This window comes from Arthrobacter sp. lap29, assembly GCF_032458965.1.
Taxonomy (GTDB): Bacteria; Actinomycetota; Actinomycetes; order Actinomycetales; family Micrococcaceae; genus Specibacter; species Specibacter psychrochitiniphilus.
Genome location: NZ_JAUCEK010000017.1, coordinates 1 through 14,637, shown reverse-complemented (window position 1 = coordinate 14,637; position 14,637 = coordinate 1). Strand labels below are relative to the sequence as shown.

Annotated in this window: 13 protein-coding genes; 7 read left to right on the top strand and 6 right to left on the bottom strand. The window is 58.6% G+C overall.

Annotation, left to right across the window (positions count from 1 at the left end):
- Positions 1–396 (top strand): recombinase family protein (locus RY113_RS17995; protein ID WP_315915749.1); only part of this gene is annotated, 396 nt, incomplete at its 5' end.
- Between the two features lie 79 nt (positions 397–475).
- Positions 476–3,442: a Tn3 family transposase gene (locus tag RY113_RS17990; RefSeq protein WP_315915748.1), complete on the top strand. Its 2,967-nt coding sequence runs from the start codon at positions 476–478 to the stop codon at positions 3,440–3,442.
- 191 nt (positions 3,443–3,633) lie between these two features.
- Here RY113_RS17990 and RY113_RS18560 read toward each other — a convergent pair whose 3' ends face one another.
- The 4 genes from RY113_RS18560 to RY113_RS17975 all read right to left on the bottom strand — a co-directional run bounded on the left by RY113_RS18560 (position 3,634) and on the right by RY113_RS17975 (position 7,387).
- The gene (locus RY113_RS18560) at positions 3,634–3,996 is read right to left on the bottom strand and encodes a transposase (RefSeq protein ID WP_396334265.1); all 363 of its coding nucleotides are present in this window, start codon (positions 3,994–3,996) and stop codon (positions 3,634–3,636) included.
- 934 nt (positions 3,997–4,930) lie between these two features.
- Positions 4,931–5,419 carry an HIRAN domain-containing protein gene (locus tag RY113_RS18555; RefSeq protein ID WP_396334264.1) on the bottom strand — a complete coding sequence of 163 codons (489 nt, stop codon included), beginning with the start codon at positions 5,417–5,419 and terminating at the stop codon, positions 4,931–4,933.
- Positions 5,420–5,697: 278 nt separating this feature from the next.
- Positions 5,698–6,624 (bottom strand): hypothetical protein, encoded by a 927-nt coding sequence (locus RY113_RS17980; protein ID WP_315915746.1) that lies wholly within the window; start codon positions 6,622–6,624, stop codon positions 5,698–5,700.
- 460 nt (positions 6,625–7,084) lie between these two features.
- A complete protein-coding gene (locus RY113_RS17975; protein ID WP_315915744.1) occupies positions 7,085–7,387 on the bottom strand; it encodes a hypothetical protein in 303 nt (100 codons plus the stop codon).
- Between the two features lie 651 nt (positions 7,388–8,038).
- Between RY113_RS17975 and RY113_RS17970 the strand changes: the two genes are divergently transcribed.
- From RY113_RS17970 to RY113_RS17960, 3 genes are all read left to right on the top strand, one after another.
- Positions 8,039–8,527 carry a GNAT family N-acetyltransferase gene (locus RY113_RS17970; protein ID WP_315915742.1) on the top strand — a complete coding sequence of 163 codons (489 nt, stop codon included), beginning with the start codon at positions 8,039–8,041 and terminating at the stop codon, positions 8,525–8,527.
- A gap of 226 nt (positions 8,528–8,753) precedes the next feature.
- The gene (locus RY113_RS17965; RefSeq protein WP_315915741.1) at positions 8,754–9,572 is read left to right on the top strand and encodes an alpha/beta hydrolase; all 819 of its coding nucleotides are present in this window, start codon (positions 8,754–8,756) and stop codon (positions 9,570–9,572) included.
- 221 nt (positions 9,573–9,793) lie between these two features.
- The gene (locus RY113_RS17960) at positions 9,794–10,285 is read left to right on the top strand and encodes a hypothetical protein (protein ID WP_315915739.1); all 492 of its coding nucleotides are present in this window, start codon (positions 9,794–9,796) and stop codon (positions 10,283–10,285) included.
- Between the two features lie 224 nt (positions 10,286–10,509).
- Here the strand turns inward: RY113_RS17960 and RY113_RS17955 are convergent, their stop codons facing one another.
- Entirely contained in the window at positions 10,510–11,025 is a 516-nt protein-coding gene (locus RY113_RS17955) for a putative immunity protein (RefSeq protein ID WP_315915738.1), read from the bottom strand.
- A 164-nt stretch (positions 11,026–11,189) separates the two neighbouring features.
- Here RY113_RS17955 and RY113_RS17950 point away from each other — a divergent pair, with 164 nt between their 5' ends.
- Positions 11,190–12,047 carry a hypothetical protein gene (locus tag RY113_RS17950; protein WP_315915737.1) on the top strand — a complete coding sequence of 286 codons (858 nt, stop codon included), beginning with the start codon at positions 11,190–11,192 and terminating at the stop codon, positions 12,045–12,047.
- A 360-nt stretch (positions 12,048–12,407) separates the two neighbouring features.
- Here the strand turns inward: RY113_RS17950 and RY113_RS17945 are convergent, their stop codons facing one another.
- Positions 12,408–13,571, bottom strand: coding sequence for an epoxide hydrolase (locus tag RY113_RS17945; RefSeq protein WP_315915736.1), 1,164 nt, complete (start codon positions 13,569–13,571; stop codon positions 12,408–12,410).
- 61 nt (positions 13,572–13,632) lie between these two features.
- Here RY113_RS17945 and RY113_RS17940 point away from each other — a divergent pair, with 61 nt between their 5' ends.
- Positions 13,633–14,631 carry a YafY family protein gene (locus RY113_RS17940; RefSeq protein ID WP_315915735.1) on the top strand — a complete coding sequence of 333 codons (999 nt, stop codon included), beginning with the start codon at positions 13,633–13,635 and terminating at the stop codon, positions 14,629–14,631.
- Positions 14,632–14,637 lie beyond the last annotated feature (6 nt).

Sequence of the window (14,637 nt, the reverse complement as noted above, 5' to 3'; positions counted from 1 at the left end):
GTTGTCACCAAGCTGGACCGTCTTGGGCGGTCGTTGGAAAACCTCATAGACCTGTCCAATACGCTGCAGGAGCGCGGCGTGGACCTGGTGGTCCTGGACCAGGGCATCGACACGTCATCACCCGCCGGACGTATGTTTTTCCAGATCCTCGGCTCAATAGCCGAGTTCGAACACGCGCTGATGTCCGAACGGACCCGCGACGGGCTAGCCGCCGCCCGGGCACGAGGGCGCACCGGTGGGCAGAAACCAAAACTCGGTCCCCGCCAGGTCAAGCTGGCAAGGGAAATGTATGAGGAAAAGGATGCCGACGGGAAACGTGCCCATACCGTCGAGCACATCGCCCAGGAATTCAGCGTCAGCCGTCCCACCATCTACCGGCACCTGGCCAAACCATGACTCGCGGGCATGGCTCTCCGCAGCAGCGCGAGGACAAGACCGTACTTCGTGGCCTTCCAACTAACTAAGGATTTCTAACATGGCCCTTCGTTCCTTGCTCACGACTGCCGAACGCGGCCAAGTCCTTGAAATCCCCACCGGTGCCGGGGACCTCGCTGCCCACTACACACTCAGCGAAGCAGACATGTCGTTGATTCGCCAACGACGTGCGGATGCCAACCGGTTGGGCTTTGCCATCCAGCTGTGTCTGCTTCGGCACCCGGGTATCGCGTTGGCCGACGACACCGAAGTGCCCCCTGAAATGATCGATTGGGTCGCGGCCCGCCTGGCCATCCCGGCCGAGGCCTGGGATGAATATGGGACACGTGGGGAAACGCGGCAAGAACATGGACGGGAGATTCGCGCGTACCTGGGCATGTCCGCATTCGGTATCAAGGACTTCCGTCAGATCGTGGAACACGTCGACGAGGTGGCCGCACAAACAGACAAGGGCCTCGTCTTGGTCGAAGGCGCGCGGGACTTCCTGCGCTCAAGGAAGGTTGCCTCGCCCGGGGTGGGGGTCATTGAAAGGGCCTGCGCGCAGGCCCTGACCCGGGCGAACCGGCGAATCTACGCCATCTTATGCGACCAACTCTCCCAGGAGCACCGAGGGCGTCTGGATGGTTTGTTGCTTCGCCGCACCGATAGTTCCTTGACCGAAATCGGCTGGCTGCGGCAGGCACCACTGCGACCCAACGCACGGTCGATGAACGAGCACATCGACCGACTCACGACCTGGCGTGCACTTGACCTGCCCTGGGACGCCGGCAAACTGGTGCACCGGAACAGGTTGCTGAAGTTGGCCCGCGAGGGCGCCTCGATGACCGCGGCAGATCTAGCCAAGTTCGAGCCCGGACGCCGGTACGCGACTCTGTTCGCCATGTCCGTGGAAAGTATGGCAACCGTCACCGATGAAATCATCGATCTACATGACCGAATTATTGGCCGGATCATTCGCACCGCCCGGAACAAACAAAACCAGAACACCTTGGCCTCCCGTGCAACCGTCGCAGCCATGATGCGCCTGCACTCCAAGCTCGGCGATACCCTGATCGCAGCCAAGGAGAACGGTGAAGATCCCTTCGCCGCGATCGAAACTGCGATCGGTTGGGAATCCTTGGCTGAAAGCATCGCCCAAGCCAAGGACCTGACCCGGCCAGCCCTCGAGGACCACCTCGCGCTCGTCAGCGCCCAATTCACCACGCTGCGCCGCTACACCCCGGCATTTCTTGCCGTCCTCGACCTCCAAGCAGCCCCCGCCGCCCAAGACCTGGTGGCCGCAATCACGGTCATCCGCACAATGAATACCACCGGAGCCCGAAAGATCCCGGAGGATGCACCCACGTCGTTCATCCGGGCCAGGTGGAAGCCACTGGTGTTTACCGAGAACGGCACAGACCGTGGATTCTACGAGTTCTGCGCCCTGGCGGAACTCAAGAATGCGCTGCGCTCAGGAGACATGTGGGTCACCGGCTCCCGGCAATTCCGTGACTTCGATGACTACCTGCTGGCCGGCTCCGACTACACGGCCATGAAGAACGCCGGGGACCTTCCCCTGGTCACAGCCAATGGCGGCGAAGAATATCTCAAGAACCGTCTTGCCCTGCTTAGTGAACGGCTGCACCAAGTCAACGCCCTGGCGTCCCGTGATGAGCTGCCCGGGGTGCTGATCACGGCCAGCGGCGTGAAGATCACCCCGCTCGAGACGATCGTGCCACCACACGCCCAACCCCTGATCGATCAGGCCAGCGCCATGTTCCCGCGAATACGAATCACCGACCTTTTGATGGAAGTCGATGGCTGGACGGGCTTCACCCGCCACTTCACCAACCTCAAGTCCGGCCAACCCTCCAAGGACAAGCAGCTCCTGCTCACCGCAATCCTGGCCGACGGAATCAACCTGGGCCTGACCAAGATGTCAGAGTCATGCACCGGCGTCACCTACGCCCAGCTCGACCGCCAGCAGGCTTCCCATATCCGGGATGAAACCTACAGTGCCGCCCTGGCCGAGCTGGTCAATACCCAGCACGCACACCCATTCGGCGCGCACTGGGGCGATGGCACCACCTCTTCCTCGGACGGGCAGCGCTTCCGCGCCGGTAGCCATGCCGAATCCACCGGGCATGTGAACCCGAAATACGGGTCCGAGCCCGGACGGATGATCTACACGCATGTCTCTGACAAATATTCGCCCTTCCACAGCAAACTGATCAATGTCGGGGACCGCGACGCGACCTACGTCTTGGATGGGCTGCTGTATCACGAGTCCGATCTGGCGATCCAGGAGCACTACACCGACACTGCCGGGTTCACCGACCATCTCTTCGCCCTCATGCACCTGCTCGGATACCGGTTCGCACCCCGGATCCGCAACATCGGCGACACCCGCCTCTACACACCCACCAACGATCCGGGACTGTCGACGTTAACTCCGTTGATCGGCGGCACCATCAACACCAGAACCATCACCGCACACTGGGACGAAATCCTTCGCCTGGCCACATCCATCAAAACCGGCACCGTGACCGCCTCCCTAATGATGCGCAAACTCGGCGCCTACCCACGCCAAAATGGCCTCGCTACCGCACTGAGGGAACTGGGCAAACTGGAACGAACTCTCTTCCTGCTGGACTGGCTCCAAGATCCCGACCTGCGGCGCAAGGTCACAGCCGGGCTGAACAAGGGAGAAGCACGGAACACCCTGGCCCGTGCCGTTTTCTTCAATCGTCTGGGAGAGATCCGCGATCGATCCTTCGAGCAACAGCGCTACCGGGCCTCGGGGCTGAATCTTCTCACCGCGGCCATCGTTCTCTGGAACACGGTCTACCTCGACCGCACCATCACCACCTTGAACCAGGAGGGCAACGCCACGGACCCCGACCTGCTGCGGTTCCTCTCACCCCTGGGATGGGAACACATCAACCTCACCGGCGACTACACCTGGTCCCGCAACAACCAGATCAAACGCGGCAAATACAGACCACTACGGCGCTCGACAAAACCTTAGCGTCGGATATTTCACTTTTTCACAAGCCACCCCTTCGAAGGCTTCACGAATGGCTTCTTTGAGCTCGGCATGCCGGTCCGGCTGTCGGAGTCGATTTCGATGGTCGTAGAAGGTCGATCTAGGGAGGTTCGCGATCGGCAGCAAGAGCGGAAGAGCAAATTGTGCCTTGAGGTCTTCGACGGCTCGAACTTTCAGCGCCGTTCCTGTGATCTCAAGGCCCGCAATTTTCCCAGGTACGCGACCTCGGCACGAAGTCGTTCGTTCTCCCTGCGCAACGTTTCAAGCTCGCTCTCCTGCAGAAGAAGCCCACGATCTCTCGGGGGTCGACCCTGCTTCTTGGGGCGTAACCCGTCCTCGCCGTCACGCCGGTAGATGACCGTCCAGTTCGCCACGGTCGTGGGCGAGGGTAAGTCATACTCTTTAGCGAGAGCTCTTCCAGACTCTCCGTCGGAGTGACGGCGCACGATCTCGAGTTTGGTATCAAAGTCGTACTGCCTTCGCTCTCTGGTCACCAGCGCACCTGCTCCCCGTAGTTGCCATCGTTGATACAACATTTGAACAGGATTCAGGGCGAGGTCAAGAGTCAACGCGACGGATTTTGCGGTGAAGCCTTCCTCAAACAACTCGACGGCCGAGACAGCATCAGAACTGCTCAACGTGCTTCGCGAGTACACAAGCGGACTCCTTTGAAAGTTAGACACCTAGTTACGGTGTCCAACTTCCGGGGACCACTCCACTCTTGCACTAGTACTTCCCAAAGGGCATAGATCTCGGCATCCACAGCGCCGAAGACCTCGACTGGGTCGCCGCCGAACTCAACGACCGACCACGCAAACGACTAGAGTTCAAGAAACCGATCGAACTGATCGAACCCCTCCTGTTGCAATAACCGCCAGAATCCGCCGAACCTCAAGCGGTATGTTTGCGTAACTATGCGACCATACGATTGGGCGCCGCCCATTGACGGATAGTCTGATGCCGATATGTGACGGAAATTTTGATCAACAGTTACGGCGGCAACATGCCTAGAATAAGTCGAATGAGAACGGCAATCAGGACCAGCTCAAGATTTGTTGCAGGCTGTCTTGGTATGGGAGTCGGCTAGGTTATCTACTCCGCACTCTGGACTCGGTTCACCATAGAGGTATCTTTATTCACCCTTGAGGCTGTTCGTGATTCGAGGGCATTTCTTTACATGTCTGGACTCCTTGCAGCATTCCTTGTAGTGGGATGTGGAATGTTGCTCTCTGCGTTGGCTGACCAGGCGGCAATTCGCCTGAGCTCCGCAAGAGATAAGAAGTCAGCGGCTTCAGCGCCGTAAGCCCAAGAGGTAGTTAGTACCGTCCGAGAGGGGAACGTTGAGCGGGGCGGTCGGCTTGTATCAAGATCTTAAAGAGAATCTCCCGAGCTCAAATCCTTTGCAGCACTGTCACTAGACCGTCAGGTTGGAATGACTAGGCAGGAATTAGGGCATGGTGTTCAAAAGCGCTATGGCGCGGCATTGAATCCAGCGGCATGACTCTTAGCAAACTGCCGTAGCGCAGGAATGGACGGCAAATCTGCCCACAGCCTAGAAGAGTTTGGATCAACTCCAGCACCACCGATTAGGTAACGGTCATATCCCATGGTGTCTAGGAGAGCTGACATAGCTGCCGCCTTGGATGTCGTAACGTACCCAACTTTGCGGCCCTTCCCGTAGATCGCTACGGCGTTCTCATCATGCCTATTCTTTGGCTCGCGGACGAGCAAATACTCCATGCCACCGTAAACGGCCCGTTCCCGTGTCGTGACCCAAAATCCTGACCCTACAATTCGAGCCCGTACAGCCTGAAGCTCGGTGAGGTCTAGAACCGAAAAGTCACCAGACGGTAAGGTGACCGTTTCCACGTCTTCGTTCGTATAGCTATCGGCGGACTGGGTCCCGGCGGGGTCCGTCGCTGGCAATGGTGCTGGAGTTTGCGCAGCAAGGTTCAACATTGGCGGGAGCGACGGTGCCGGCATCCTTGGCGCGTCCAAGCTCTCGCGTTGCTCTGATCGCCCAAAAAATCGCCCCAAAAATCCCATAAGCGAAGCATAACAAGGGACGAGCACGCCGCCGTCATGCGTGAGCACCACTACAAGTGCCTTCAAAGCACATATAGCCAAGCTTCGATCTTCATGTATCCCAACACCCTCTGCGGAATGGATCAATTTAGGCAATCGTGCCCGAAATTTCAGGGATTTCCTTTGGAAGATGTAGACCCCCCAATTGGGGGTTAGGTACTGACTCTCACGTCACGAGTCTTCGGCTCGCCACCCTCTGTCCAGGTCATGGAAGCTGAGATCGTTCTGTCCGAATTCATAGTCAACTCGTACCGGAACTTGAGTGATTGGCCGGCGTAGAGTGTCTGCTGGAATGGGTCGTCGAACATAAAAACTCCGGAACCGTCCATGTCGCCACCATCAGTAGAGGTGAATGAGACAAAGAAGTCTTCGGCGTCAACATCGCTCTTGTTTTCGACGACAATGGCTCGCTTAGTGACGTCCTTAGCTTTACCCTTACTGTCATGTTTTACGGTTGACTCTGACTCGGGGAAGACGACTGGGTTTGCGCCGCCAGCCTTGGTAGGCAAGGGATTGGCCGCGATGCTAGATATGTCTGTATCAATTGCGTGACGCACCTGTTCAATAAGATCGCCTGTATCAGTAAATGTCCCGTACAAACCTTCAAACTGAGCTCTATACGCGTCTAGGGCAGCAACGTCGGCCAAATGCTCTCGTGGAACTGGGGCGCTAGAGAAATAGACGTGCACATGCTTACCAGCATCATGGGCTTCCTTAATTTCTTCGACCGTCCCGGAAAGTGCCCGCGGCGTTGCACTACCAAGCTTGTTGGCAAACACGGCAACGACAACGTCAGCATCCTTCACTAGCTGGTTATTAATGGCCGACTGGCCATCAGTACCCATCTGTGGAACGGCACTTGTCTCGTAGCGGCGCGGCAAAAGCATGACTGAGCTACCAATTGCTCGACTGATATTCCACCTATTCAGAAACCCCTCGATGGCGTCCCTGTGCTCCGAGGTGTCGGAGGGTGAAGCAATCAGTACTTGAACTACAGTGGCCTGAAATGTCATGAGTCCCCAATATTCTCTCAAAATAGCCTTGCTTCGGTAGTGAAGCTTATAGGCAATTGTAGGCAAACACATTTGTCTCAACAGGTGGATTACATAGTTGTAGGCGCCGATCCAACCGTCCCGTTAGCCGGTCGGATACCGGCCTGTGGATTCAGGTGCACACGGGAGCCGGAAGGTCGTGCCATGGCAGTTCCAGAGGGGAACCCTGACCGGTTCCACCGCGGCTCCGTGACAGAAATTGGTTGTCTTTGCTGAGAATGTCAGCTGGCCATCCCCATCTCGTCGCGGGTAGAGCCAGCTCCTATTCGATGAGAGCGTTTGTACCAGAATGAAGAAGGACTCTGGCGTCGAATGTTGCGGGGTAGTTGGCCATATCGAAGTTCTTCCACCGCTGCATTGGTTTCTTCGCTCGGGATCTAGTGCGCCTTGCGGGTTCATGAGGTCGGTTCCGTGGCCGATCCGCCGTTCGTCGGGTCACTATGTAGTCCTAGCCTCGACACGTTTCAGGCAGTGCAGTCGTAAAGAGTCAGAGAGATGCATCCCAAGACTTCATACGGCGGATGGCGTCGGTGAAGTCTTCGGAAGCAGCGGGATCGGAGAGCATATATTGGTAGAAGAGAATGAAATCTTCACTCGGCGAATCTTCCAGCGACAGATACTGCTCTACGAAAAAAACCGTCGTTCTGTAGGCCTCGTCGAGGTTGAGGCTTTTAGGAAGTGGTACAGATTCCAAGTCTACGGGTGGAACGTAAGGTTCTACGGGGTGAGGGGGCAGGTCATCCTCTGTAGGCTTCGTGAACTCTGGCTCAGCGTCATCAGGCGATTCCATGCTCGAAGTCTGACAGCTCGAACCGCAACAGGCCAACACTTTCCGCGAATAATGAGGCGGCGTCCGTCTGAGGGATACTCGGCTCTTCTCGCATGCAACCTTCTTAAGTACTCCGAATGCTCTCCATGGGTGGCGTCATCCAAGGCCGGTTGCTATGACTGCTAACTTCGGTTGAAGACTATGGCCCAGCCCTATTGGTGCTCAACGCTGTCCGTAGCGGAATCAGATGGCGCACATTTTTTTGGTTACCAAATCAGTGGTTTCGTCCCGTTAGAAGTCTGTCCGGATTGACATTTCGAACCGTCCCGCAAGCCGGTCGGATACCGGCCTGTGGATTCAGGCGCACACGGGAGCCGGAAGGTCGTGCCATGGCAGTTCCAGAGGGGAACGCTCATCGGGATGGTTTGCGGGTTGCCTGGTCTAGGTCATGGGATGCGGGGTAGGGAAGCCAGTTGGCGATCAAGCTTCGGACTGTCAGTGGTTAACCCTGGGCGGGAAGCAGCGCGAATTGAGCGGGCGCAGAAGGTTGCGTGAGAAAAGCATATGCGGACGAAATTTGCCAGAAAGAACTGAGCGGCTGAGATGCCCTTGAGCCAGTAGCCGATCTGGTGCACGACCCTCCGCTCGAGGCTTTTCTCCATTGTGCTGTCAATGCGGTTGCTCTGGCACACTTACCTTATGATTCAGCGGGCAACAATCGATGACGTCAATACCTTAGTGGCACTTCGGGCAGCGATGTTCGAAGCCATGGGCCATGAGGGCCACTCCGAAGCGGCATGGAGTTACGAAGCGTCGAAGTGGTTCGCGGAGCACTTGAACGTGGACGCGTGCGCGTACATCGTCTACGTCGCTGACACAGCTGTTGCAGCCGCACTGGGCTACGTGCATACGGCACCGCCGTCCCCATCGAGTAGCGCCGCCGTCACCGGACACTTGTCGAACGTGATCACCCTCGAAGGCCACCGTCGCCAGGGACATGCCCGCGCATGCGTCGAAGCACTTGTCCGCTGGTTTCGTGACGAAACCGCCGTTGCGAGAGTTGACCTTGCGGCCAGCGAAGACGGGCTCGCCCTCTATGAATCTCTTGGTTGGACGCGCCGAGAGCAGCCAACACTTCGTTTGCCGATCAGTCGTGTCTGAGCCACCGTCGGTGTACGTGCTAAAAAATACTGCACTGAACTTCCACATAGCCTGCATCACCCATCCACACCAGCCAGTAACGGGAACCTTGAACGGGCGGTGGAGTACAGCTCTCATGTATGCATGGAGACCACGGGCTGATCAGGCATGAACCATCGCGGTTTCTGCCACGGCGACCTAACGACCCAAACTGTTTGGCGTTGCCGGGTGCTGCTAGCGTTCAACCATGCATTCTGTTGAATACGGGTCAGGCACCCCGATCCTGATAATCCATGGATTCTGCGTCGACCATCGCCTATTGCTTGGACTTGATCCCGCACTTGCTTCCCAGGGGGAATGGAAACGTGTCTACATTGACCTACCGGGCATGGGAATGTCAGCAGCAGGGCCGCAGATTGATAGTGCCGATGCCGTCGCGGAGGCAGTGGTTGCATTCGCCCGCAGGACCTTTGGCGCCGAAAAATTTGCCGTCCTTGGAAATTCGTTTGGCGGAATGATCGCCCGGCACATTGCGGCCGAATTCGGCGACCAGGTATTAGGCATCGCGCTCCTTTGCCCGGTGGTAGTGGCAGAGCACGGCTCTCGAACGGTGCCGTCGCAGACTGTCTTGCGAAAAGACAAACTCCTACTGGAATCCCTGGATGCTGTGGATCGCTCAGACTACGAGGCAATGGCGGTCGTCCAATCCAGCGAGAATTGGGCACTCTTCCGCGATTCCGTCCTGCCAGGATTGCGAGCATTCGACCAAGCCGCGATCGAACGGATTTCGGGACGCTACGCGCTGTCTATCGAGCCGGAGGAACGAGTACCCAAGTTTGAGGGTCCCGCCGTTTTCATCATGGGACGACAAGACCACGTAGTCGGTTTTCAGGATCAGATCGAGCTTTCAGACCACTACTTGCAGTCTACAATTGCGATTCTGGACCGAGCAGGACATAACGCACATCTTGACCAACATGAAATCACCGCAACCCTCCTCCAAGAGTGGCTTGTTCGGATGGAAAGTTGGAAGCAAAATGGCTCTTCCAGCTTGCCTGTCGCCTGATTGCTGTCCGGGGATGGCACCCAGTTCAGGCGACCTCGAACATCCATTCCGTGGCCGCAGGCGGAACCTTCAGCGCTACACCCACCAATAGTCCATGGGGGTGAGGGCGAAACCGGCATTTTCATCCATGTAGTCCGGAAAGTTCTCCGCCGAGACCATATGCCGTTGCGATAGTTCCGGAAAGTGGGGAATCAATTGCTGACTGCTGTTAGCCTTTCACGATGCGGATACCACTCACACTCCTCGGAATCGTTGCGATCATCGTCTACTCCTTCATTGGGGCAACATTGATGAACGACTGGGCAGTGATCGCCGCGAGCGAGATGCCGCTTGAAACGACGATCGCTGACATGGATGCTGCAGGTCAGACATACACCACCGTTCCGGGCTTAGTCTTCGCGGTGATGGGTATATTGCTCTCACTTGCTTGGGGCGTGACGACGCTTTTCCGCCGATCCGTAATTCCGAACTGGGCAGCCGTGTCACTATGGGCCGGAATCGTCACCATGGGTGCGCCGGCATATTTCTTCACGTCGTTCGCCAACCTGAACTCGGTAGGTGATACCTATCTTGATTGGAACGCCGAGGCGGCATTCGCGTTGGAGGCGCCCCTGTACATGGTCAGCGGACTCGCGTTCCTTGTTGTCGTTGCAATGATGGTGACGGCGGTGAACAAGGCAACGGCGCGGAAGAAAACGTCGCAGGTCACGTAGCAGGACAAAAAACAGGCTTGTAGCCCCTGACCGCCGGGCACACGAGCGGAGAAGCGAAGTCCGCCTGACGGTGGGACATACGCTTGATCGCGGTGACCTAGCGTGGAAACAGCTTTCCCCGTGACCGTAAGAGTTGAATGAGTGTGCAAAACAACCTGATTCGAGATCGCCGTAAATGCCCTAGATAAGGAACCTCTACCGGGCGAAGCCAGCTCGTCGAGGTTTCAGTCGTTGAATACATACCAGCAAATATCGTTGCGGCGGGTTTGGTCTTCCAGAACGAGGTCGTAAAGACTGCCGGGAATCTGCCGTCGCTGCCAGTCAGGCTTAGTCTGGCCTGCCTGGTGTTCCTTTCCACGAGGAGCTGTGGACTGAACCGCTTTGATGGCATAGGCCGCGGCACCGAGGTCGTGCTCAGGAACGTGAGCAACGCAGGCAGCTTGACCCGCTGCGTACGCCGCAAAGCGCGCAGCGCCGCTCAAAGGGCGGGCAGCGCCCATGGCATGCCCGCCGATCGCACGGGTGTGCATCATTTTTGTTTGGCCGCGAGCCCAAGCCCGTGCCGCTTCAATTGCCTCACGAGGTCGGGAGTCTCCTCGATTCGATTCCTCGAATAAAGGCAGCACATGTTCGGCGCAGATGGCCGCCCATACCGCGAGAAGTTTGTGGTCGGTTTCGGTGAGCGTCCCACCACGGCGGATGCTCACGAGACGAGAGTCGCGAACAGCGGGGAGGATCATAGGGCTACTTTACGCCGCCAGTATGTGGCAACCGCCACCCAGTCGGGAGTGTGTGCCGTGCCCGGAAGTCGAACGTCGTACGCCACCTCCGTGGGCTTGACCGCTATCGTATCCACTGGCAGAGTCCTCGGCATGATGTTTGATGAGCTCGTAGGGGGCGCTCCGTGGTGATCGACCTTCGCGATGTGGCCGCACCACCGTGGGAAGAGGACCTGCTGGTCACCGCCCAGCCCAAGGGAGTCGTGGACGTGTGGTCGCTGGTGCGCGGTGCGCGTTGTGCCACGTTCGAGACGGTCTGGGACTCCGGTGGCGGCTGGCGGGGGGCACTGGTGCCCGGTGAGCACCCCGTGGTGGTGGCCGGCGCGTGGGAGCGCCACGGCGTGTGCGGATACGACCTGACAGGACAGCGGCTGTGGCAGGACCGCAGCCGCACGAACATAGAGGCCGTGACCGCGCTGACTGGAGGTCGTGTAGTCGTCACTCACCTCCGCAGGGCCACTCGCGTGCTGGAGGCAGCGACCGGGGAGGAAGTGCGTTCCCTGCGCGGGGTGTTGAGGATGATCGCGCTGACTTCGGACCTCTCGCTTGCAGTAGGTGGCGGCTGGTGCCGCCTGCTGGATCGTTCGCTGGATCCGCTGGGGTCCCGAATTTCGACCGGACTGAACATGGCTTGGTGCGCGGCCAGCGACGGGGAGCATCTGGTGGTCACCGAGGTGGACGGGCCCTTACGCATTCTCGACTCCGACGGGCGAGAACGAGCGAGGATAGCTGAGAACTTCCGACATGTCCTCCACGACCCGGTGACGAACACCTGGGTCGCGGTCCACGAGCCACCCGAGGGGAATAACTCCCTGTTCCGGTTCAACAACAACGGGGAGGTTCTGGAGAGACGTCCCTGGGATCTCCGCGTCAGCGGTACGGCGACGATGCGCGGAGGCAGGACGTTGATCCTGATTACGGCTGAAGGCGGGCAGGTCGTGAACTGCGCGGACTGGAGCGTGCACGGACTTGAGGCGACGTGAGCCTGGGCGCCGAGTAGCCCGTGGCATTGCCACGGGCTGACGGCTGTGCCTGCCATCACCAGCTGGCAAGCTCGCCACCAGCACATCGCTCGCTTTTCGATATCACCGAGCGTTCCTGCCTGAGATAGGCCAGCATTTCGGACAGGCCGCCGATCTCGGCGAGTGTCATTTTCAGAAGACGAGTGCACAAATGACAGGAGCCGTGTCTACTCGTCCGTTTTGTCATAAATGCTCTACACAGAATTTCAGAAGACGAGTGCACAGCGCTCCCCATGCCCGTAGGGGGAACCTTGGGTTCGCGCGGTGATTGCAACACTTAGTGAATGAGTTGGGTTGTGGTTAGATTGCGCGTGCCTTACTTCATTTCTTCAGCACGCGCAGGAATCCGCGGAGGTCGCTGATGAGAAGCGAGGGTTCTTCGAGGGCGGCGAAGTGACCGCCACGGTCTTCGATGTCGTGCCAGCGGACAATCGTGTTGGTTTCGTCTGATTGTGATTGGATGCCGACGTCGTGGGCGAATTGGATTACCGCGGTCGGCACTCCGGAGTTTTCTGGTGTAGCGCTCCACGAGCTTTGGGCGTAGCCGACGTAGGCGGACGAGCCGCCGCTGGCGGTGAACCAGTACAGGGAGGCGTTCGCTAGGATCCAGTCTCGTCCGAGGATCTGCTCTGGTGTGGTTTCGAGTGGCCAAGTCCAGGCACGGAACTTGTCGAGCATCCATGCCAACTGAGCAGCCGGCGAATCGGACAGGGCGACGCCGATGAGGCCGGGCCGGGTGGACTGGATGGCAATGTAACCGTATTCCTCCTTCATGAACTTGCCGATGCGCGCCAGACGGTCTTGGTCGAGCGGGCTCATTGCGGCGCGAGCTTGCTCGTCGATGTTGCCGGGGAAGCCGAGTGTTCCGTTGACATGCACGCCGAACAGCCGCTCGGGTGCGATACGGGCAACTTCAGGGGAGATGGTGGCTCCGAGGTCGCCGCCTTGGACTGCGAAGCGATGGTAGCCGATGCGGTCCATCAGCTCGACCCATGCCGAGGCGATGCGTGCGGTGTTCCACCCGGCGCTGGACAGAGGGGTGGAGAACCCGAAGCCCGGCAGCGAGGGGATGATCAGGTGCATGGCATCTGCCCTGTCCCCGCCGTGGGATTCCGGGTCGGTGAGCGGGTCAATCAGGTCAAGGAATTCGAGGAACGAGCCGGGCCAGCCATGGGTGAGGAGTACCGGCGTCGCTTCCGGTACCGCAGAGCGAACGTGCGCAAAGTGGATCTGTTGACCGTCGATGACTGTCGTGAACTGGGGGATCGTGTTCAGGCGTGCTTCGAAAGCGCGCCAATCGAAGTCCTCCGCCCAGGCGGTGACGAGCCCATGGAGGTACTCACTGGGGATGCCCGTGTCCCAATCATCGCCAGGAAGTGGTGCCGGAAATCGGGTCGCGCGGAGCCGGGTGGCCAATTCGTCTAGCTCTGTTTGGGGGATGGCGATGTGGAAAGCAGTGATGGCGGTCTTGTTTGTGGTGGTCATGAGGACACTCTTGCAGGCATAGCGGACAGTTCTTGTCCTCTTTCTGCGCCATGATGGATTCATGTGGGATACCTCCGGACGACTACTGAAATTGCTGGCGCTCCTTCAGCGACGATGCGACTGGAACGCGAATCAAATTGCTGAAGAGCTCGAGGTGACGCCACGCACTGTGCGGCGTGACATCGGTCGATTGCGTGATCTGGGCTACCCCGTCGCGGCCGTATTGGGTGCTGGTGGGGGTTATCAACTCGAGGCCGGGGCAACCTTGCCGCCCCTGATGTTTGACACCGATGAGGCTGTCGCCGTATTGGTCGCCCTCCGGAACGCGGTGGCCCACTCGGACCCGGGCACGGTCGAAGGCGCATTGAGTGCGTTCGACAAACTGCACAGTGTCATGCCGCCCCGACTACATCCCGTCGTTGAAGCGGTTCTGGACCACACCAGCAGTCTGGACTTGGGGATATCAATCGGGGCAACAATGAATCCGGTCAACATCACCATGCTCGTGCTCCTCGCGCGCGCCTGCCGCGAACGCCGACAAGTCGCATGTAGCTTCCGGCGCTACTCCGGTGAGTCAGGAAAACGGCAGCTCGAACCGCTACATGTAGTGCACTCAATGGGCCGCTGGTACCTCATCGCCTACAGTATTGAGGCGGACGCATGGCGCACCTTCCGGGTCGACCGGCTCAGCGGGGCAGAGATCACGAACAAACCCAGCTACCCGCGGAAACCACCCGCCGAGAACCTGCACGAATATGTGACAGCTCAACTAGCAGAGGGATGGCGGCAGGTCACCGGGACCGTCCGGGTACACGCCCCCATCAACACAGTCGCTCCGTGGATCAAACCACCATGGGGAACGGTCACCGAAGAAACTCCTGAAACATGCATTGTGAACGCCGGCGCCGACAGCTATGCGGCAATGGCCAGATGGCTGCTGCTAATCGGCGCCCGCCTCACCGTCCTGGAGCCAGCCGAACTCCGCGCCGCATTTACCGATCTCGCAAAAGACATCACCCACATCGCCGTCGACAACCCCGCACGGGAACGCTTCACATGACGAACA

What these genes read in the sequence shown, in the direction of transcription:
- RY113_RS17990 (WP_315915748.1), top strand. Translation starts at nt 476, where the DNA reads ATGGCCCTTCGTTCCTTGCTCACGACTGCCGAACGCGGCCAAGTCCTT.
- RY113_RS18560 (WP_396334265.1), bottom strand. Translation starts at nt 3,996, where the DNA reads ATGTTGTATCAACGATGGCAACTACGGGGAGCAGGTGCGCTGGTGACC.
- RY113_RS18555 (WP_396334264.1), bottom strand. Translation starts at nt 5,419, where the DNA reads ATGTTGAACCTTGCTGCGCAAACTCCAGCACCATTGCCAGCGACGGAC.
- RY113_RS17975 (WP_315915744.1), bottom strand. Translation starts at nt 7,387, where the DNA reads ATGGAATCGCCTGATGACGCTGAGCCAGAGTTCACGAAGCCTACAGAG.
- RY113_RS17970 (WP_315915742.1), top strand. Translation starts at nt 8,039, where the DNA reads ATGCGGTTGCTCTGGCACACTTACCTTATGATTCAGCGGGCAACAATC.
- RY113_RS17965 (WP_315915741.1), top strand. Translation starts at nt 8,754, where the DNA reads ATGCATTCTGTTGAATACGGGTCAGGCACCCCGATCCTGATAATCCAT.
- RY113_RS17960 (WP_315915739.1), top strand. Translation starts at nt 9,794, where the DNA reads ATGCGGATACCACTCACACTCCTCGGAATCGTTGCGATCATCGTCTAC.
- RY113_RS17955 (WP_315915738.1), bottom strand. Translation starts at nt 11,025, where the DNA reads ATGATCCTCCCCGCTGTTCGCGACTCTCGTCTCGTGAGCATCCGCCGT.
- RY113_RS17945 (WP_315915736.1), bottom strand. Translation starts at nt 13,571, where the DNA reads ATGACCACCACAAACAAGACCGCCATCACTGCTTTCCACATCGCCATC.
- RY113_RS17940 (WP_315915735.1), top strand. Translation starts at nt 13,633, where the DNA reads ATGTGGGATACCTCCGGACGACTACTGAAATTGCTGGCGCTCCTTCAG.